This is a genomic window from Kibdelosporangium persicum, assembly GCF_013280595.1.
GTDB lineage: Bacteria > Actinomycetota > Actinomycetes > Mycobacteriales > Pseudonocardiaceae > Kibdelosporangium > Kibdelosporangium persicum.
In genome coordinates, this window is the sequence record NZ_JAAATY010000002.1 from 101,403 (window position 1) to 120,381 (window position 18,979).

Genomic DNA, 18,979 nt, shown 5'->3' on the forward strand with positions numbered 1-18,979 from the left:
GGCTGATCACGGCCATTCGGCGAACGATTTCCCGGAAATCCGTTCGTACGCCTCGATATAGCGGGACCGGGTCGATTCGACGACGTGTTCGGGCAGCTCAGGCGGCAGTTCGCCGGACGAGCGCTGCCAGCCGGACTCCGCCGACACCAACCAGTCGCGCACGATCTGCTTGTCGAACGCGGGCTGGACCTGGCCCTCCTGGTAACCGTCGACGGCCCAGTAACGGGACGAATCCGGGGTCAGGACCTCGTCACCGAGCACGATCTCGCCCGAGTCGTCGAGGCCGAACTCGAATTTGGTGTCCGCGAGGATCATCCCCCGGCTGAGCGCGTGCTCCGCGGCCTTCGCGTACGTCGACAACGTCGCTTCGCGGAGCTTGACCGCGAGCTCGTCGCCGACCGCCGCGCGCACGGCGTCGAACTCCATGGCCTCGTCGTGCCGGCCGACCTCGGCCTTGGTGGTCGGCGTGAAGATCGGCTCGGGCAGCTTGGACGCCTCGACCAGGCCTTGCGGCAGCGGCACGCCACACACCCCGCCGGTCTTCCGGTAGTCGGTCAGGCCGGAGCCGGTCAGGTAGCCACGCGCCACGCACTCGACGGGCTGCATCGCCAGCCTGCGCACGAGCAGCGCACGGCCGCGCACCGCCGCGGGGATGCGCGGGTCGTCCCATGCCACGAGGTGGTTCGGCACGTCGAGCAGGTCGAACCAGAACACGCTCATCGCGGTGAGCACCCGGCCCTTGTCCGGGATCGTCGTCGGCAGCACGTAGTCGTACGCCGAGATCTTGTCCGAGGCCACGAGCAGCAGGTGGTCGTCGTCCACCGCGTACAGCTCGCGGATCTTCCCGGCGGCTACCTGCGGATACTCAGTCAGCGAAGGCACGGGGCCAGCTTAATTGCGTAGCGCCGGTCACACGCGGGCGGTAGCTTGCGCGCTATGCACCACTATTGACTCACTCCAGACTCGCGATCACCGCTGCGGTTCCTGTGGTGGTTGATCCGCACGTCGCCGCGCACCCTGACCGCGGCGATGGTTTTCGGCGCACTGTGGATGGTTCCGCTGGCGCTCCTGCCGCTGGCCATCGGTGCGGCCATCGACCAGGGCATCGCCCCTCGGGACACCGGCGCGCTGCTGATGTGGTCCGGCCTGATCGTGGCGCTCGGCGCGGTGTTGTCGTCCAGCACGGTCATGCTGACCAGGGCGGGCGACCGGGCGTGGTTGCACGGCGCCGCGTTGATGCAGCGAGCGGTCATGCAGCACGCCACGCGGGTCGGGGCCGCGTTGCCGTCGAAGATCAAAGCCGGCGAGATCGTCGCGGTCGGATCGTCGGACATGTACAGCATCGGTGGTCTGCTTGAGGTGATCGGCAGGCTGACCGGTGGTGTCGTCGCGTTCATCGTGGCCGCGATCGCGTTGCTGTCCAGCACACCGATCCTCGGCCTTGTCGTGGTCGTCGGCGTTCCGTTGGCGACACTGGGCCTGGTGCCGCTGCTCGGACCGTTGCGCAAACGGACCGAGGCACACCGCGAAGAGGTCGGCGCGGCCACGTCGATGGCCGCGGACATCGTGTCCGGCCTGCGAATCCTGCGGGGAATCGGCGGGGAGAAGCAGTTCACCGACCGGTTCGCCGAGACCAGCCAACGCGTGCGCAAGGCGGGCGTGAACGCGGCACGGATCGACTCGTGGCTGTCCGGGATCGAGGTCCTGCTGCCGGGCCTGGTCACCATCCTGGTGATGTGGCTCGGTGCGCGGCTGGCCCTGGACGGCACGATCTCGGTCGGTGAACTTGTCGCGTTCTACGGTGTCTCGGCGTTCCTGGTGATCCCGGTCGGCGTGGCCACCGAGGCGGTGCACCACTTCAACGAGGCGATCGTCGCGGCTCGCCGTGCCTGCGCCATCCTGCGGCTGACGCCCGCGCTGGACTCGCCGGAACACCCGAAACCGTTGCCGCCGGGCTCTTTCGGGCTGCACGACGAGACGTCCGGCCTGACGTTCCCGGCAGGCAAACTGACCGTGGTCCGGACCACCGGGTCCGACGCGTTCGCCGACCGGCTCGGCCGGTACGTCGACGCGCCCGTGGCCGCGGGCGGCGTTCCCTTGCGGGAAGCCGACATCGACGAGGTCAGGGACCGGATCCTGGTCGCCCACAACCAGGACGTGCTGTTCTCCGGCACGCTCGCCGACGAGGTCGACATGGGCAAGGCGGTCGAACTGGACACCGCGCTGTGGGCCGCGGACGCGACGGATGTCGTGGACGGCCTCGACCACGGAACCCAGGAGTACCTGGCCGAACGGGGCCGGACGCTGTCCGGTGGCCAACGCCAGCGGATGCTGCTGGCCAGGGCGTTGAGCTTCGACGCGGACGTGCTCGTGCTCGACGAACCGACGTCGGCGGTGGACGCCCACACCGAGGCCAGGATCACCCAGCGGGTGGCCGAGCTGCGCCGCGGCCGGACCACGGTGGTGTTCAGTCAAAGTCCTTTGTGGACACGAGTGGCGGACGAGGTGTACACGCCATGAAGACGACTCTTCCGCTGGCCGGCAAGCCCGCCGTCCGCGCGTGGATCTGGTCGGTCGCGGTCGCCAACAGGTGGTCGTTCCTCGGCATGATGTCGCTGTTCGCGGCGGCCACGCTGGTCGGCCTGATCGGTCCGCAGTTGCTCGGGCACCTGGTCGACGCGGTGTCCACCGGCACCACGACGTGGCACATCGATGTGATCGCACTGATTTTCATCGGAGTGCTCGCCGTGCACGCGGTGCTGCGCAGGCAGGCCCGGTTCCGAGCCGCGGTGTTCGGCGAGCGGCTGCTCGCCGAGGCCCGGGAGGGAATGGTCGAGCACGTCGTCCAGCTCCCGCTCGCCACCGTGGAGTCGGCCGGAACGGGCGACCTGCTCAGCCGCGCGACGTCCGATGTGGACAAGCTGGACGAGGGCCTGCGGCAGGCGGCGCCGGAGATCGTGATCGCGGCGGTCACCGTGGCGCTGACCGCCGTGGCGATGGTGATCACGTCCCCGATCGTCGCTCTGGGCATGCTGGTCGCGGTTCCGCTGCTGGTCGCGGCAACGCGCTGGTACCGGCCCCGGGTGCTGCCGAAGTACGAGGAGGCGCTGGCCGACTGGGCGGAGGTGCACTCCAGCACGCACGAGACGGCCGACGGCGGCCGGACGATCGAGGCGTTGCGGCTGCGCAGGCGCCGGCTGGCACTCAACGACCGGAACGTGGACAAGGCGGTCGGTGTCGAGTGGTACTGCAGTCGCCTGTGGGCGTGGTTCCTCGGCGCCCTCGACGTCGCCTACATCCTGCCGATCGCCGCGATCCTGGTGGTCGGTGGCGTCGCCTACACGCAGGGTCTCGCCGGGATCGGGGAGATCACCGCGATCGTGCTGTACGCACGGGCGCTGGTCGAGCCGTTGAGCGAAGCGTTGACGTGGATGGACGAACTGCAAGTCGGCAACGCGGCCCTGCGGCGCATCCTTGGCGTGCAACAGATCAAGCCGGACCCGGGGGACGAGTCCGCGGTTCCGGACGGCACGGCCATCGCGGTCAGGGGCGCCACGTTCGCCTACAGCCCCGGCCGTGAGGTGCTGCACGGGATCGACCTGGACATTGTGGAGGGTGAGCGGCTGGTCATCGTCGGCCCGTCCGGCGCGGGCAAGTCGACGCTCGGCCGGCTGCTGGCGGGCGTGAACGCGCCCGACTCCGGTTCGGTGACGATCGGCGGCGTCGAGGTGACGTCCCTGCCGTTGGCCAAGCGTCGTCAGGAAATCGTTCTGGTGACACAGGAACAGCACGTGTTCAGCGGGACTCTCCGGGAGAACCTGACGCTGCCCCGTGACGCCTCGGACGAGGAGCTGTGGGACGCGTTGCGGACGGTGGACGCCGCCGACTGGGCCAAATCCCTGCCGGCCGGACTGGACACTGTGGTCGGTTCCGGCGGCGAGGCGGTCGCGCCCGCGATGGTCCAGCAGATCGCGTTGGCGCGCTTGGTGATCGCCGACCCGCACACCCTGGTGCTCGACGAGGCCACGTCCCTTCTGGACTCGTCGGCCTCCAGGAACCTGGAGCGGTCGTTGACCGCGGTGCTGGCCGGCAGGACAGTCATCGCCATCGCGCATAGGCTGACCACAGCGCGGGACGCCGACCGGATCGCCGTGATGGAGGGCGGCCGGATCGTCGAGCTGGGCAGTCATGACGAGTTGATGGCCGCCAAGGGCTCGTACGCGGGACTGGTCGCCAGTCTGTCCGGATGACAACGGCGGGCCGTGCGTTAGGTGATGACTGCCAACGGCTTGATCGCGCTGGTCGTTTACGCCACGCAACACGCCCGACATCGCCCCAGCCAGGCTGGTTCGCAGGCGAGAGCGAAGATGTCGGCCGCGTGGGGCGGGGTGGAAACGACCGGCTTTGGCGATCAAGCCCGGCCGAGCGAAGCGAGGCCAATTGAACACGGCTTGGTCGCGCTGGTCGTTTACGCCACGCAACACGCCCGACATCGCCCCAGCCAGGCTGGTTCGCAGGCGAGAGCGAAGATGTCGGCCGCGTGGGGCGGGGTGGAAACGACCGGCTCCGGCGATCAAGCCCGGCCGAGCGAAGCGAGGCCAATTGAACACGGCTTGATCGCGCTGGTCGTTTACGCCACGCAACACCCCCGACATCGCCCCAGCCAGGCTGGTTCGCAGGCGAGAGCGAAGATGTCGGCCGCGTGGGGCGGGGTGGAAACGACCGGCTTTGGCGATCAAGCCCGGCCGAGCGAAGCGAGGCCAATTGAACACGGTAAGAATGCGCATGGCTTTCGACTGGGTGTCCTTGACCACGGACTATGGGCTGGCTGACGGCTTCGTGGCCGCGTGCCGAGGCGTCATCGCCCAGAAGGCGCCGAAAGCCCAGGTCATCGACGTGTCGCATGCCGTGCCGCCGCAGGATGTGCGGCGCGGCGCGACCATCCTGGCCCAGGTGGTGCCGTACCTGCCGCCGGCCGTGCACATCGCCGTGGTCGATCCGGGTGTGGGCACGAGTCGTCGTGGCATCGTCGTTGTCACCGAAGAAGGTGTGCTGGTCGGGCCGGACAACGGCCTGCTGCTGCCTGCCGCGGACGCCCTCGGCGGGCTGCAGGAGGTCTACGAACTCGTGGCCGAGGAGTACCGGCTGTCCACGGTGTCGCACACGTTCCACGGCCGCGACATCTTCGCGCCCGCCGCCGCGTACCTGACGCTGGGCGTGGAGCCCGCCGACTTCGGGCCCGAGGTCGACCCGGCCAGCCTGGTCCGGCTGCCCGAGCCGAAGGTCGTGGTCGGCAGCCAGCGGCTGCAGTCCGAAGTGCTGTCGGTGGACCATTTCGGCAACATCCAGCTGGCCGCGCAGGTCCGCGACATCATCGCGACCGGGTTGTTGCTGCCGGGCGCGTCCGTGCACGTACAGATCGGCATGCACACCATCGACGCCACGATCGGCCGGACGTTCGACGACGTCGAGCCGGGTGAGGCGCTGGTGTACGTCGACTCGGCCGGGCACGTCGCGATCGCGGTGAACCAGGGCTTCGCGTCCTCGCTGCTGATGGTGGGCCAGCGCAACCCGATCGCCGAGATCCGGCGTTAGACCCGCCTTCTGGCCACCGCGTGCGCCAGGCCGATGACCAGCCCGGACAGCACCACGGACTCGACCGCGATCAGCACGACCATGCTGACGGGTCCGGGCTGGTTGCCTGAGTACAGGTCGATCAGGGCGTTCACCGGCGGTGCCTGACGGACGAACAGCTGCGCGAAGCAGATACCGACGCCGAGCATCATGGTCCAGCCGAGCTTCGGCATCACCGGACGGCTGATCACCGTGCCGAACGCGACACCGGCGAGCACGGTCATGGCGAAGTCGAGCGCACCCACGCCGACCTGCGCGAACTGGCCGGACGTCAGGGTGAGCCAGCAGAGCGCGACCAGTCCGAGCACACCCGTGCACAGCAATGCCGTGCTGACCTTGGCCAGCCAGACGCGGTGGAACCCGCGGTTGATCGACATGGTGATCACGGCCTGCATCGGCTCTTCGTTGTGCATCACCACGACCGTGATCCACATACCGATCGGCACGAGCGCCGCGGACGCCATCGCGTACGTCGGCAGCACCGGGCCGCTCGACGGACCGATGATCAGCAGAATCGCCAGGTACGCCAGCATCGGCGCGGCCCACCGCTGGCCGCGCATGACGTCCGCGACGAGATACCGGACCAGAGGACTCATGACACCGCCTCGATCAGCGACCAGCCGTCAGAAAGGGCGTTGAGCAACAGCTTGTCGGCGTCGTCGGTACGTACGACCACACGACCCGGTTCCTCCAACAAGACCTCCGCCCGCAAATGTGACGCCGACAGTCCCGGCCGGGTTGGTCGCAGGGAAATCCGCATGCCGCGTAGGGATTCCGGCACGAGCCTGCCGTCGACCAGGCGGTACAGCCTGCCGTTGGGCACCGCGCTTTCGTGGGCGCTCAACAGAATCCGGCCACCGTCCTGTTCGGCCTCGGACATCAGCGCGGCCAGTTCTGCGCGGGCCGGGGCGTCCAGGCCGGTCGCCGGTTCGTCGACGACGAGCAGCTCGGGTGGTCTCAGGAACGCCTGCATCACCGCGACTTTCTGACCGTTCCCCTTGGACAGTGCGGCGATCGGCACGTCCGGTCCCGGCACCAGCCGCAGCCGCTCGGCCAGTTCGTCGGTGCGTTTACGGGTCTGTGCGGGCGACATGCCACGCATCCGGCCGACGTGTCCCAGGTACTGACGCGCGGTCATCCGGATCGCCGCGGGCGCGCGTTCGGGGACGTAACCGACCGTGCCCGGCCTGCCGGTGACCCGGCCGGACGTCGGCAGCGAGGCACCGGCCACGATTCGCAGCAAAGTGGACTTGCCAATGCCGTTACCAGCCACGATGACGGTCACGACGCCGGGCTCGACGGTGAGCTCGACGCCGTCGAGCACCCACGGGCTGGTCCGGGTGTAGCGCTTGCGGACACCTTGAACGACGGTCACGTATCCATCATGCCGAAACCGACGATCGATTCGCCGCCAAAGGGCTTCACGGTTTCGGCCGTACGTGCGTATTCGTCCGGCTATCCCTTGCGCACGTTCGGTGAGCGGACCCACGCTACGAGACACCCTGCACACAAGTTCACAAGGGAGGGCCCATGAGGTCTCGTCGCGGTCTGTTGGCCGCGGCGGCGCTTGGCGCTGCCATGCTGCTGCCTTTGCCCATCACGGCTTCGGCACAGCCCGAACAGAGCACGGCTGCCGTCGCCGACAGCCGGCCTTCTGCGATCTACACGGTCGAGAACACCACCCCCGTCTCTCGTACCGCGATCAGCCGGTTCGGCGTCGACATCCACGGCACCGACGGCGGAACGCTCACCTTCGCCGCGACCGCGAGCCAGGCCAAGGCCTTGCGTGAAGCGGGTTTCCGGCTGACCCAGCAGATGACGACGCTGGACTTCCCACCGGCCGACTCGATGTACCACAACTACGCCGAGCAGACCACGGAGCTGCAGAAGATCGCCGCGGACCACTCGTCGATCGCGCGGCTGTCGAGCATCGGCAAGAGCTACCAGAACCGCGACCTGTGGCTGCTGAAGATCAGCGACAACGCGGCGACGGACGAGTCCGAGCCCGAGGTGCTGTTCACCTGCCAGCAGCACGCCCGTGAGCATCTGACGCCGGAGATGTGCCTGCGGATCGCCAACCGCTACACCGACGGCTACGGCTCCGACGCGGCCATCACCAACGAGGTGAACAGCAAGGAGATCTGGATCGTCACCAGCGTCAACCCCGACGGTTCGGAGTACGACATCGCCACCGGCTCGTACCGGTCGTGGCGCAAGAACCGGCAGCCGAACGCCGGTTCGTCGAACGTCGGCACCGACCTGAACCGCAACTGGGGCTTCCAGTGGGGCTGCTGTGGCGGTTCGAGCGGCTCGACCGGCAGCGAGACCTACCGCGGCCCGTCGGCGTTCTCCGCGCCGGAGACCCAGCGGCTGCGCGACTTCGTGAACTCGCGTGTGGTCGGCGGTGTGCAGCAGATCAAGACGCACATCGACTGGCACACCTACTCCGAGCTGATCCTGTGGCCGTTCGGCTACACGTACAACAACACCGCGCCGGGCCTGGACGCCAACCAGGAGCGCGCGTTCCGCACGCTCGGTCAGCAGATGGCCCAGACCAACAACTACACGCCGCAGCAGTCCAGCGACCTCTACGTCACCGACGGCTCGATCGGTGACTGGATGTGGGGCGCGCACAAGATCTGGAGCTACACGTTCGAGATGTACCCGCGCTCGGGTGGCGGCGGCTTCTACCCGCCCGACGAGGTGATCGTCCGGGAGACCTCGCGCAACGACCGCGCGGTCGCCCTGTTCCTGAGCTACAGCGACTGTGTGCCGCGAGTCATCGGCGGAAGCTGCTGAGGCTGAGGGCGTGACCGGGGTGGGTCGCACGCCGCACTGCGATTTCGTGGTGCCGGAACGTGCGACTCACCCTGCCGGAATGGTGGACACGGGGTGCCGGAATGGTGGACACGGCGGTCAGGCCCAGGCGGTGACCTCGACCGGGTCGCCGACGGCCAGTTCGCCCGGCTTCGTCACGGCGAACTTGGCGCCGAAGGAGACCCCGCCTTCCTCTTCACGGCGGTAGCCCGCCAGCGTCCTGGTCGGTTCGTGGCCCGCTTTCCGGCCGGTCGCCTGGTCCACGGTCGGCACCACGCAGCGGACCGCCTTCTTCTCCCAGCTGGTCTCGACCGGGCCGAGGGTCATCCGGCGCACCCGGTCCTCGGTGTACGGCTCGTCCCAGCCCGTGACGACGACGTTGGGCCGGAACCTGTTCATCGGCAGGGCGTCCCCGCCTTTCTCCAGGATCAGGCCGTTCAGGTGATCCAGTGAGGACCGGCCGATCACGTGCAGCGCGTCCGCGTCGGCGAATCCGACCTGGCCGCCGGTCTCGCCGTTGGAGTGCCGCTCGTGCCCCGGCGGCACACGGACGAGCCGGCACGGCTCACCCATGAACTCGGAGAACCACCCGGCCGGCCCGGAGCCCTGGTCGACCGCCTTGCCGGTCCACTTGTGCAGCAGGACTTCGAGCTGTTCCCCGTCGGTGACAACGTCGAACTCGAAGTCCTCGATGCCGGGCGCGGACAGCTTGAGGGTGCCGTCGCCGAGTGTGGGGCGCACCACGGCCATCTTCGACCGGGTGCGCTGGGTGACGAACTTGTTGTCCTGGTCGACGATCATGAACGCCCGGTCCTCGGCGAGGCCCATCGGGCCGACGGCGACGCGGTCGAGCGATTCGCCCGCGCAGCCCTTCACCAGGTACCGGACGAGTTCGACCACGCACGCCTGCATGGCACCAACCTAGCTCAGAGGATCGGCGCGGGGGCGTAGCCCGCGGCCTCGGGATAGTCCTCCAGCACTTCGGAAACCCGCTTGACCACGGCACGGACCTGGCTGTCCGCGACACCGGTGAACGACAGCCGGTCGGCCAGCAACTGGTCCAGCTGCGCCCGGTCCAGCGGGATCCGGTCGTCGGCGGCCAGCCGGTCGAGCAGGTCGTTGCCGGCCTGGCCCTGCTCCCGCATGGCCAGCGCGACCGCGACGGCGTTCTCCTTGATCGCCTCGTGCGCGGTCTCCCGGCCGACGCCCGCCTGCACCGAGGCCATCAGAACCTTTGTCGTGGCAAGGAAAGGCAGGTACCGGTCGAGCTCACGGGCGATCACCGCCGGGTACGCGCCGAACTCGTCGAGCACCGTGAGGAACGTCTGGAACAGGCCGTCCAGAGCGAAGAACGCGTCCGGCAGCGCGACCCGGCGGACGACGGAACACGACACGTCGCCTTCGTTCCACTGGTCACCGGACAGCTCGCCGACCATCGACAGGTAGCCGCGCAGGATCACCGCGAACCCGTTGACGCGTTCGCAGGAACGCGTGTTCATCTTGTGCGGCATGGCGGACGACCCGACCTGGCCCGGCTTGAAGCCCTCGGTGACCAGCTCGTGCCCGGCCATCAACCGGATCGTCTTGGCCACGCTGCCCGGCGCGCCGGCCAGCTGCACCAAAGTGGACACCACGTCGAAGTCGAGCGACCGCGGGTACACCTGGCCGACGCTGGTGAACACCCGCTCGAACCCCAGGTGCCCGGCGACCTTCCGTTCCAGTTCGTCCAAAGTGGACTCGTTGCCGCCGAGCAGGTCCAGCATGTCCTGCGCGGTGCCGACCGGGCCCTTGATGCCCCGCAACGGATACCGGCCGGTCAGGTCACGCAGCCGCTCGAACGCGACCAGCAACTCGTCGGCCGCGGTCGCGAACCGCTTGCCCAGGGTGGTCGCCTGCGCCGCGACGTTGTGCGACCGGCCCGCCATCACCAGATCGGCGTGCTCGGTCGCCAGCCGTGCCAGCCTTGCCAGCACGGCCAGCGTCCGTGCCGCGATCAGCTCAAGCGAGCGCTTGATCTGCAACTGCTCGACGTTCTCGGTCAGGTCACGGGAGGTCATGCCCTTGTGCACGTGCTCGTGCCCGGCGAGCGCGTTGAACTCCTCGATCCGTGCCTTGACGTCGTGCCGCGTCACCCGCTCACGCTCGGCGATCGAGGCCAGGTCGACCTGGCCGATCACCCGCTCGTAGTCCGCGACCACCCCGTCCGGCACCGGCACGCCCAGTTCGGCCTGTGCCTTGAGGACCGCGAGCCACAGCTCACGCTCCAGCACCACCTTGTGTTCCGGCGACCACAGCTGGACCAGTTCGACCGAGGCGTAGCGGTTGGCGAGGACGTTCGGGATACGCGGCTTCACGGTGACACAGGGTATGTCACCTACAGGTGCAACGTGGGATCAGTGGCCAGCTTGACCAGCTGCTCCTCGGTCAACGCCACCCTGTCCTGGTACCTGAGCGGCGACCCACCGGTCGGGTCGTAGTTGTACGCGGTGATCCGGGTGGCCGTGCCGTCGTTGCGGAAGTGCGTGGCGGAGGTGATCAGCATCGCCGGGTCGTTGCCCGCGGGACCGGACTCGGCGTGGATCACCACCTTGCTGCCGTCCGGCTGCGGCCGTTCCTGACAGCCGGTGCACGGCTGGCTTGCCTGTTCGTTGCTGACGTACACGGCGACCGCCGTCTGCACCTCGCCCAGCGTGAACCGCACCATGCCTTCGAGGTAGTCCTGGCCTTCCCAGAACTGGTCCTCCGCCTCCCCGCCGAACGGCCGGACGTTGACGTTCTGCGCGCCGGGGACGTCCTTGGGGAACTGTGGCCGCAGATACGCCCGCAGCTCGTTGCCGCGCTGGCGGAGCTGAGCCGCCGTCAACTTCGGCCGTGCGGGCGGTGTGGCCGGTGTGGCCGACGTGGCGGTGGACGTTTGAGACGGCGTCGTCGACGGCGGCGCGGCCTGCGGTAGCTCCTCTGGGGAACCGCCGATCCCCAGCAACACCGGCACCGTCACAGCGACGACGGCCACAGCGGCCGTACTGACGCCAACGGCGACAAGAGCACGACGGCGACGCACCATCCGTTCCGCCGTCAGCATCAGTTCGTCGAGGTCAAAGGTCATCGGGGGCTCATCGGCGACGGCGAGTCGCAGGCCCTCCCGCAGCTCGTACTCGCTCATGAAACGACCCTCCTAGCCGGCCTGCCGGCCGTCAGGTTCTCCACGACATTTCGCAAGGTCGCCAGGCCACGGGCGGTCTGGCTCTTCACGGTGCCCTCCGAGCAGCCGAGCACCACGGCCGTTTCGGCCACCGACAGGTCGTCGAAGTAGCGCAGGACCAACGCGGCCCGCTGCCGTGGCGGCAGCTCCAGCAACGCACGGTGCGTCATGTCCTTCGCCCACGAGCGGTCCTGGGCGGCCTCCGGGTCGGCGGAGACGTCCGGCGTGTCCGGCACCGTCTCGTACCGCAGCTCACTGCGCCGCCACGGCCTGCGCTTCTCGTCCAGCCAGGTGTTCAGCAGCACTCGGCGGGAGTAGTTCTGCAGGCTGTCCTGCACCTGCACCTTCGACCACGCCCGGTAGATCTTGATCAGCGTGGTCTGCGTGAGGTCCTCGGCAAGGTGCCAGTCGCCGCAGAACAGGTAGGCACAGCGGCGCAACCCCGCCGCGTGTTTGCCGGCGAAGGCTCGGAAGTTCTCCTCGTCGGGTTTGCGCACTGTGGCTCCCTTCGCATTCCCGACCTACCTCACGTGTGCCGGGCTGCGCGGGTTGCACGCCTATTTCTGGAGCGCCGCCCGGAGCATCTGGCGGGCCCGTGCCCGCGGGTCGGCGTGGATCTCGATGATGGCGTTCAGCACGGCCCCGTCGACCAGGGCGATCACCTGCTCGATCCGCTCGGCCTCCACCGGCATCCCGCACTTGGCGAAGATCGCGCACAGCAGTTCCCGCAGCTTGACGGCATCACTGCGCATGACCGGCTTGAGATACGGCCGGCGGCCGGTGGCGACCAGCCGTTCGTACCTCAGAAGCACGGCTTCGGCGTCCCCTGATTCCGGCTCGTCGCCGAGCAACTGGTCGAGGACCAGTTCGACCAGGGTGTCGAACCCCGCGTTGGCCGGCGCCTGCTCAAGCTGAGCCCAGCCACGCGAGAACTCGATCTCCCCGCGGTGCATGACCGCCGCGGTGATCAACGCGTCGAGCGAGTCGAAGTAGTACGTGGTCGATGCCAGCGGCAGCCCCGCCCGCTCGGCCACCGCGCGGTGCCGGATGGCGTCGAATCCGCCCTCGGCGAGCAGTTGCGCCGCGGCCTCGACCAGCGCCTGGCGGCGGCGTTCACCTTTGGGCGTACTCGCGGCAGTCATAGTCCGACCAAGCGTAGTGCTGGTGCCGGTCAGAACCTGGGTGCGAGGTCCGCGGCGATCCTGGCGATGGTGTCGACGAACGGCGGTTCGGCCGGTTCGACGTTCGGATCGGGCTGGCTGACTACGTGCAGTGTCCCGCCCTTGCCCGCTTCGCTCGCGGCGTTGGCGGTGCCGTAGACGTCGCTGCCGAGTGGGGCGTTCGGGGCGCTGCCCTCGGGCACCAGGACGACCGAGATCGTGCCGGTCCTGCTGCCGTCGGTGACCTTGTACGCCGCGCCACGCGAGCCCTGCGGGCAGCCGAAAGGCACGCCGACACCGGTTCTGGTGGGGGCGGCCGGGAGCTCGCCCGCGAGGGCAGCAGCGAGCTCCCGGTCCGCCTGGCACCCACTCGGGGTGCTGCCGGCTGTGCCGGCGGAACCAGTCGGAGTGCCTCCCTGCTTAGGCAGATCCGACCGGCTGTTCGGGTCAAGAGGGGGCTGCTCGTTCAGCGTGAGCGGCACGCTGTCGGGCCCTGTTCCCTCTCCACGTTCCATAGTGCCACCGGTGGGGGCATCTCCGCGCGCGACAGCGGGGGCATTAGCCGCTGTCGGGCTCTCGAATCCACCCGAAAGAGCGACAGTGGTCACAGTTCCGCCCACGACCAGGGCAAAGGCCAGCACGGAGGCGCCCACGACAGTGTTGCGGCGTTTCACCGCGGCACGCTGTGATGCCCGCCGGACCTCGCCCGTGCCGAAGGTGGCCGGTGGGACGTCCCGCACCACGTCCTTGAACAGCTCGGACAGCTTCTTCTCGTCCACCTACATCCACCTCCTCACGTTGCCGGTCGCAGATCGTCCAGCGAGTCGCCCAGCGCCTCCCGCAGGGCGGCCAGGCCGCGTGCGGTCTGGCTCTTCACCGTGCCCTCGGAGCACTTGAGCGTCTCGGCGGTCGCCGCGACGTCCAGGCCCTCCAAGAACCTCAGCACGAGCACCGCACGTTGCCGTGGCGGCACCCGTTTCAGGCCGCCGAGCAGAGCCGACCTGGTCGCGACCGTGTCGCCCACCTCGCCATCGGTGCTCGGCGCGGGCTCGGGCATCTGGTCGACGAACCGCTCCCGCCGCCAGGGCCGTCGCGACTCGTCGATCATCGCGCGCACCACCGTCCGGCGGACGTAGGCGTCCAGGGCGCCCCGGTCGCGCACCTTGCGCCACCTGCGGTGCAACGCGACGAACGCGGTCTGAGCCAGGTCGTCCGCGCGGTGCCAGTCTCCGCACAGCAAGTACGCGGTCCGACGCACGGCATCCCGCCGAGCCTCGAAGTACTCCGCGAACTCCTGCTCGTCGCGCTGATCCACGCGGACTCTCTCCGCTCGTCGTCTTCGGCTAGGGGACGGACCGCACCGCCTCCACGGTTGCACGGTCGTGCGATGAGTTCTACGCCACACCCCGGACCGGGTTGCCTCCGGGGCCGCGACATTGGTGGGATCGCTTCGTGACCGCACCGATCATCGACCTGCGCTCGGACACCGTCACCAAACCGGACGATCGGATGCGGGCCGCGATGGCCGCCGCCGAGGTCGGCGACGACGTGCTCGACCGCGACCCGACCATGGCCAGGCTCGAGGAGCAGATCGCCGGACTGCTCGGCGTCGAGGCCTCACTGTGGGTGCCCAGCGGGTCCATGGGCAACATCATCGCGCTGATGCTGCACGTCAAACGAGGTGACCGGTTCCTGGCGACGGCCGCGTCGCACGTGATCTCCAACGAGCTCGGCGCCGGCGCCTGGCTGGCCGGCGGCATGCCTGAGCCGTTGCCGTGGGACGGCGGCCCCGGGAGACCGACGGCCGAGACGTTGCGGGCCGCGATCGGCGGGCCGCAGCCGTACTTCGGGCTGTACACGACCTTGCTGTGCTTGGAGAACACGCACAACGCCGCGGGCGGGACCGTGACACCGCCGGACGAGCACGCCGAATTGGTCGCCGTGGCCAAGGAAGCCGGCCTGACCGTGCACCTGGACGGTGCCCGGATCTGGAACGCGTCCGTCGCTCTCGGCCTGCCGCCCGCCGCGTTGACGGCCGGCGCGGACACCGTGCAGGTGTGTCTCAGCAAGGGGCTGGGCGCCCCGGTCGGCTCGATGGTCGCCGGACCGGCCGCGTTCGTCGAAGAGGCCCGCCGGGCTCGCAAGATGCTGGGCGGTGGCGTCCGGCAGGGCGGTGTGCTGGCCGCGGCCGGACTGGTCGCGCTGGAGAACATCGAGTCCCTGGCGCAGGACCACGCCAACGCGCGTGCGCTGGCCGACGGTCTCGCCGAGCTCGGCTGGGAGGTCGCCACGCCGCAGACCAACATCGTGATGGCGAGCGTTCCGGATGTCGCGCAGGCATTGGCTCAACTGCAACGAGTCGGCGTGCTCGCGGTGCCGATGGCCGGCCGGGTCCGGTTCGTCACGCACCGGGACGTCTCCGCCGACGACATCACCGAAGTGTTGCGCCGACTGGAGAAGGAGTGATCGTGCGCTGGATCGTGTTCGACTACGGCGAGGTCATCAGCAAGCGGACCGCCGCACTGCCTGAGCTCGCCGAAGTGCTGGGGGCGGACTCGGTCGCCTTCGAGAGCGCCTACTGGGCGCACCGGGAGGCGTACGACCGCGGCATGCCGGACCGGGAGTACTGGTCGGCGGTCGCGGGCAAGGAGCTGGACGAGCCGACTTCCGCGCAGCTGACCAAGATCGACACCACCGGCTGGCTGGTCACCGAGCAGTCCACTTTGGAGCTGATCACGGACCTCAAGGCCGCGGGCCACGGGCTGGCACTGCTGTCCAACGCCCCGTCCGCGTTCGGGCGCCTGGTCGAAGTCGAGGCGTGGAGCAGGCAGTTCGAGCACCTGATCTTCTCGGGTGACCTGCGGATGGCCAAGCCGGACCCGGAGATGTGGGCGGAACTGCTCGACCGCCTGGGTGCCCGGCCGCGCGACTGCGTGTTCTTCGACGACCGTCAGGTCAACATCGACGGCGCCGCCGCGGCCGGGATCGACGCGCAACTCTGGGTTTCGGCGGCCAAGGCCCGTGAGCACCTGACCGCCGTGGGAATTCTGTAGCTACGACTTGATCTGGGAGCGCTTGATGGCACCGTAGGCGAGCGCTCCCACCGTGGCCACCGCCGCGATGATCAGCACCCACTTGAAGGCGGACAGGATCCAGCCGAGCACCATGAACGCCAGCCAGATCAGGACGATCGCGCCGATGATCTTCACTACCATGTCCAGCCTCCCCGTCGGGTCATGAAGTGAACGATCCGCGCTCACCCGTGGTTCCCAGTCAACCAGTGCCCGGCCGCCCGGCCCATCGGGAATGACCCCGATATCGCACGTCAGGGGTTCACCCAGCCGCCGAGCCTGCGCAGCGCCTCCTCGATCTCGTGGTGCGCGCCCGCGAAGCTGAGCCGGACGAACCTCGAGCCGTGCTCCGGGTCGAAGTCGGTGCCCGGCACGATCGCCAGCCCGGTGTCCGCCAGCAGCCGCTGGCACCAGCTCATCGCGTCGTGCGTGAGGTGCTCGATGTCGGCGTAGACGTAGAACGCGCCGTCCGCCGGGGCCAGCCGGTCGATCTTGAGCCGGTGCAGCCCGGCCAGCAGCGTGTCCCGGTTCGCCCGGTACTTCTCGACGTGCCCGTCCAGCTCCCGGTACGACTCCTCGGTGAACGCGGCGACGGCGGCGTGCTGGGCGATCGCCGGTGCGCAGATGTTGAAGTTGCCGATCAGGCACTCGACCGCGCGGTGCAGCCGCCGCGGCACGAGCAACCAGCCCAGGCGCCACCCGGTCATCGCGAAGTACTTGGAGAACGAGTTCACCACCACGGCCTCACGGCTGTACTGCCAGGCCGTCGCGGGTTTCAGCCCGTAGTCGATGCCGTGGTAGATCTCGTCGCTGATCAGCTGGACGCCACGCTCGGCGCACCATCCGGCGATCGCGGCCAGCTCCGCTCCGGCGACGACCGTGCCGGTCGGATTCGCCGGGCTGGCGATCACGACACCCTTCAGCGGGCCCACCTGGTCGAGCAGCTCGACGGTGGGCTGGAAGGTGTCGATCTCGACCACCTCACAACCCAATGCGGTCAGGATGTTGCGGTACGCCGGGTATCCCGGCCGGGCCAGCGCGACCCGGTCGCCCGCGTCGAACGCGGACAGGAACGACAACAGGAATCCACCGGACGAACCGGTCGTCACCACGACGTCCTGCGGCGACACCTCAAGCGAGTACATCCGGTCGTAGTGACCCGCGATCGCCTCCCGCAACTCCGGGATGCCCAGTTGCTCGGTGTAACCGAGTTTGTTGCCGTGCAAGGCTTTCTCGGCGGCTTCGAGCACCGGCGCGGCCGCCGGTGCGGATGGCTGCCCGGCCGCCAACGACACCACGTCGCCTTGGGCGCGCTGACGCGCGTTGGCGGCCTCCAGGACGTCCATGACGTAGAACGGCGGCACGAGGGCGCGTGCGGCGACCGTCAGCGGGCTGTTGACCATGTCAGCCAGCCTAAGTCACCCACGCGCCCCGGGCTTCCGCTCAGTACACGCCCTTGCCCAGCCTCTTCGCGGAGATGTACTGCTGCACGGTGTCGGCCACCCCGGCCGCGTTCGCCGGACGCTGGCCGCTCTGCTCGCCGTCCGCGGGCACGTTCGGCCTCGGGTCGCCAGGGCAGGTGACGCGGGTACCCGGCAGCACGCCGTCGACCAGGTACTTGTCGATGATGTCGGACGCGCACGCGTTGCGGCTGTACAGGCTGTGCGTGCCGTCGTCGGCCACGGACACCAGCTGGTCCCTCAGCTTGGCCGCCATGGCAGGACCGCCGTCGTAGTGGGTCTGCGAGTCACCGTCGGCCTGGATGACCAGTCCCGTCGGGTAACCGGCACGCTTGAGGTCGGTCACCTTGTCCGCCGGCTTGAAGCTGCGGAAGGTGCACTCGGTCGGCGCCGCGCGGTAGACACCGAAGCCGTACGGGTACTTCTCGCGGAACAGCTTCATGTCGTTGTAGTAGATCGACAGGTCGCCCGGCCAGTCGGCCTCACACGTGACGGTCTGGAACACGCCGTTGACGGTCTCGGCGATGGCGAGGTCCTTCATCAGCTTCGCGGCCTTGGCCGCGTCGGCGAGCTCCGCCGAACCGGGCGCCAGGGTGCCGTCGGACGCGGCCTTGAAGGCCTTGATGACCTGGGCCAACGCGTCCCACAACGGGCGGTAGCGCGCGTTCGCGCCGACGATCGCGTCGTAGATCGTCCGGTCCACCTCGCCGAAATCCGGGTCGTTGATCGGCTTGGTCGCCAGCTTCGCGGCGAGGGCCTCGGTGGTGGCGAAGACCTCGGCGTAGGACTTGCCCAGCCCGTACACCGAGTTGCGCTCGCCCACCCACGTGTAGAACGCGTCGACGTTCTCACGCATGGCCACAGCCTGCTGCTTGAACTGCTCGCGCCAGATCCAGTCCGGGCTCACCGAGGAGTCCAGCACGTTGCGGTCCAGGCTGGCCGGGAAGAGGCTGCCGAACACCGCGCCGAGGTACGTGCCGTACGAGAAACCGAGGTAGTTGATCTTCTTCTCGCCGAGCGCTCCCCGGATGACGTCCATGTCGCGGGCGGTGTTCGGGGTGTTGACGTACGGCCGCAGACCACCGGCGGCCCGTTCACATGCGGCCTCGTCGTTGCGCGCCTGTGCCGTGTACAGCTCGAACTCGGCGTCGGTGGGCCGGGACGGGAAGTCGGCGATCGCCGGGCTGACCTCGCACCGCAACGGAGTGGAGCGGCCGACACCACGCGGATCGAAGCCGATCATGTCGTAGACCTGCGCGATCGGCCGGTCGGCGAACACCAGCGGCATGTCCACGCCCGGACCGCCGGGACCACCGGGGTTGATCAGCAGCACACCGCGGCGCTTGGCCGGGTCCTTCGCGGGCAGTTTGCTGATCGTCACCGAAATGCGCTCGGCGTCAGGTTTGCGGTAGTTCATCGGCACCACCAAGGTGGCGCACTGCAACGTGGCGAGCTCCCCTTCCTCCGCACACGGCGCCCAGGAAAGCGGCTGACTGTAGAACTCCTGTAACGCGGCCGGTTGCGCCGCGACAGCCGGCGACGCCAGCCCGGCAACGGCCAGGACAGCCATCGCGGTCACGCCCCCGCGTGCCCATCGACTCCCTCTGATCCCCGACATAGCCATCCTCTCAGTCC

19 protein-coding genes are annotated in these 18,979 nt (G+C 68.9%); 6 read left to right on the top strand and 13 right to left on the bottom strand.

The window, feature by feature from the left end; genetic code table 11:
• Nucleotides 1-6: 6 nt before the first annotated feature.
• On the bottom strand, nucleotides 7-882 hold the full coding sequence (locus GC106_RS05010) for a phosphoribosylaminoimidazolesuccinocarboxamide synthase (protein WP_173124917.1): 876 nt from the start codon (nucleotides 880-882) through the stop codon (nucleotides 7-9).
• A 111-nt stretch (nucleotides 883-993) separates the two neighbouring features.
• Between GC106_RS05010 and GC106_RS05015 the strand changes: the two genes are divergently transcribed.
• The 3 genes from GC106_RS05015 to GC106_RS05025 all read left to right on the top strand — a co-directional run bounded on the left by GC106_RS05015 (nucleotide 994) and on the right by GC106_RS05025 (nucleotide 5,595).
• Nucleotides 994-2,520, top strand: coding sequence for an ABC transporter transmembrane domain-containing protein (locus GC106_RS05015; RefSeq protein WP_312872434.1), 1,527 nt, complete (start codon nucleotides 994-996; stop codon nucleotides 2,518-2,520).
• Nucleotides 2,517-4,250 carry an ABC transporter ATP-binding protein gene (locus GC106_RS05020; RefSeq protein ID WP_173124919.1) on the top strand — a complete coding sequence of 578 codons (1,734 nt, stop codon included), beginning with the start codon at nucleotides 2,517-2,519 and terminating at the stop codon, nucleotides 4,248-4,250. Before GC106_RS05015 ends, GC106_RS05020 begins: the two co-directional genes overlap by 4 nt.
• A 535-nt stretch (nucleotides 4,251-4,785) precedes the next feature.
• Nucleotides 4,786-5,595 (top strand): SAM hydrolase/SAM-dependent halogenase family protein, encoded by an 810-nt coding sequence (locus tag GC106_RS05025; protein WP_173124921.1) that lies wholly within the window; start codon nucleotides 4,786-4,788, stop codon nucleotides 5,593-5,595.
• Here the strand turns inward: GC106_RS05025 and GC106_RS05030 are convergent.
• Together GC106_RS05030 and GC106_RS05035 are read right to left on the bottom strand one after the other, a co-directional pair.
• Nucleotides 5,592-6,230, bottom strand: a complete 639-nt coding sequence (locus GC106_RS05030; RefSeq protein WP_173124923.1) for a hypothetical protein — start codon at nucleotides 6,228-6,230, stop codon at nucleotides 5,592-5,594. The genes GC106_RS05025 and GC106_RS05030 overlap by 4 nt on opposite strands.
• A complete protein-coding gene (locus tag GC106_RS05035) occupies nucleotides 6,227-7,009 on the bottom strand; it encodes an ATP-binding cassette domain-containing protein (protein WP_173124925.1) in 783 nt (260 codons plus the stop codon). The genes GC106_RS05030 and GC106_RS05035 overlap by 4 nt, the downstream gene beginning before the upstream one ends.
• Before the next feature lie 155 nt (nucleotides 7,010-7,164).
• On the opposite strand from GC106_RS05035, the gene GC106_RS05040 reads away from it, so the two are divergent.
• Complete coding sequence (locus tag GC106_RS05040; RefSeq protein WP_173124927.1) at nucleotides 7,165-8,433, top strand: M14 family metallopeptidase; 1,269 nt, start codon at nucleotides 7,165-7,167, stop codon at nucleotides 8,431-8,433.
• A gap of 117 nt (nucleotides 8,434-8,550) precedes the next feature.
• On the opposite strand, the gene GC106_RS05045 is transcribed toward GC106_RS05040, so the two are convergent.
• The 7 genes from GC106_RS05045 to GC106_RS05075 are packed head-to-tail and all read right to left on the bottom strand — an operon-like array spanning nucleotide 8,551 to nucleotide 14,128.
• Entirely contained in the window at nucleotides 8,551-9,363 is an 813-nt protein-coding gene (locus GC106_RS05045) for an MOSC domain-containing protein (RefSeq protein ID WP_173124929.1), read from the bottom strand.
• Nucleotides 9,364-9,377: 14 nt separating this feature from the next.
• Nucleotides 9,378-10,805, bottom strand: a complete 1,428-nt coding sequence (gene purB / locus GC106_RS05050) for an adenylosuccinate lyase (protein WP_446684927.1) — start codon at nucleotides 10,803-10,805, stop codon at nucleotides 9,378-9,380.
• A 20-nt stretch (nucleotides 10,806-10,825) separates the two neighbouring features.
• Nucleotides 10,826-11,614, bottom strand: a complete 789-nt coding sequence (locus GC106_RS05055; RefSeq protein WP_173124931.1) for a hypothetical protein — start codon at nucleotides 11,612-11,614, stop codon at nucleotides 10,826-10,828.
• Complete coding sequence (locus tag GC106_RS05060; protein WP_173124933.1) at nucleotides 11,611-12,150, bottom strand: RNA polymerase sigma factor; 540 nt, start codon at nucleotides 12,148-12,150, stop codon at nucleotides 11,611-11,613. Before GC106_RS05060 ends, GC106_RS05055 begins: the two co-directional genes overlap by 4 nt.
• A gap of 60 nt (nucleotides 12,151-12,210) precedes the next feature.
• Complete coding sequence (locus GC106_RS05065; protein ID WP_173124935.1) at nucleotides 12,211-12,795, bottom strand: TetR/AcrR family transcriptional regulator; 585 nt, start codon at nucleotides 12,793-12,795, stop codon at nucleotides 12,211-12,213.
• A 29-nt stretch (nucleotides 12,796-12,824) separates the two neighbouring features.
• Nucleotides 12,825-13,592: a hypothetical protein gene (locus GC106_RS05070; protein ID WP_173124937.1), complete on the bottom strand. Its 768-nt coding sequence runs from the start codon at nucleotides 13,590-13,592 to the stop codon at nucleotides 12,825-12,827.
• A 14-nt stretch (nucleotides 13,593-13,606) separates the two neighbouring features.
• Nucleotides 13,607-14,128, bottom strand: a complete 522-nt coding sequence (locus GC106_RS05075; RefSeq protein ID WP_173124939.1) for a SigE family RNA polymerase sigma factor — start codon at nucleotides 14,126-14,128, stop codon at nucleotides 13,607-13,609.
• A gap of 137 nt (nucleotides 14,129-14,265) precedes the next feature.
• Between GC106_RS05075 and GC106_RS05080 the strand changes: the two genes are divergently transcribed.
• Nucleotides 14,266-15,279 carry a threonine aldolase family protein gene (locus tag GC106_RS05080; protein WP_173124941.1) on the top strand — a complete coding sequence of 338 codons (1,014 nt, stop codon included), beginning with the start codon at nucleotides 14,266-14,268 and terminating at the stop codon, nucleotides 15,277-15,279.
• A 2-nt stretch (nucleotides 15,280-15,281) separates the two neighbouring features.
• On the top strand, nucleotides 15,282-15,866 hold the full coding sequence (locus tag GC106_RS05085) for an HAD-IA family hydrolase (protein WP_312872435.1): 585 nt from the start codon (nucleotides 15,282-15,284) through the stop codon (nucleotides 15,864-15,866).
• Here the strand turns inward: GC106_RS05085 and GC106_RS05090 are convergent, their stop codons facing one another.
• From GC106_RS05090 to GC106_RS05100, 3 genes are all read right to left on the bottom strand, one after another.
• Entirely contained in the window at nucleotides 15,867-16,028 is a 162-nt protein-coding gene (locus tag GC106_RS05090; RefSeq protein ID WP_173124943.1) for a hypothetical protein, read from the bottom strand.
• A gap of 110 nt (nucleotides 16,029-16,138) precedes the next feature.
• The gene (locus GC106_RS05095; protein ID WP_173124945.1) at nucleotides 16,139-17,287 is read right to left on the bottom strand and encodes an aminotransferase class I/II-fold pyridoxal phosphate-dependent enzyme; all 1,149 of its coding nucleotides are present in this window, start codon (nucleotides 17,285-17,287) and stop codon (nucleotides 16,139-16,141) included.
• A gap of 40 nt (nucleotides 17,288-17,327) precedes the next feature.
• Nucleotides 17,328-18,914 (bottom strand): alpha/beta fold hydrolase, encoded by a 1,587-nt coding sequence (locus GC106_RS05100; RefSeq protein ID WP_173125533.1) that lies wholly within the window; start codon nucleotides 18,912-18,914, stop codon nucleotides 17,328-17,330.
• Nucleotides 18,915-18,979: the final 65 nt, after the last annotated feature.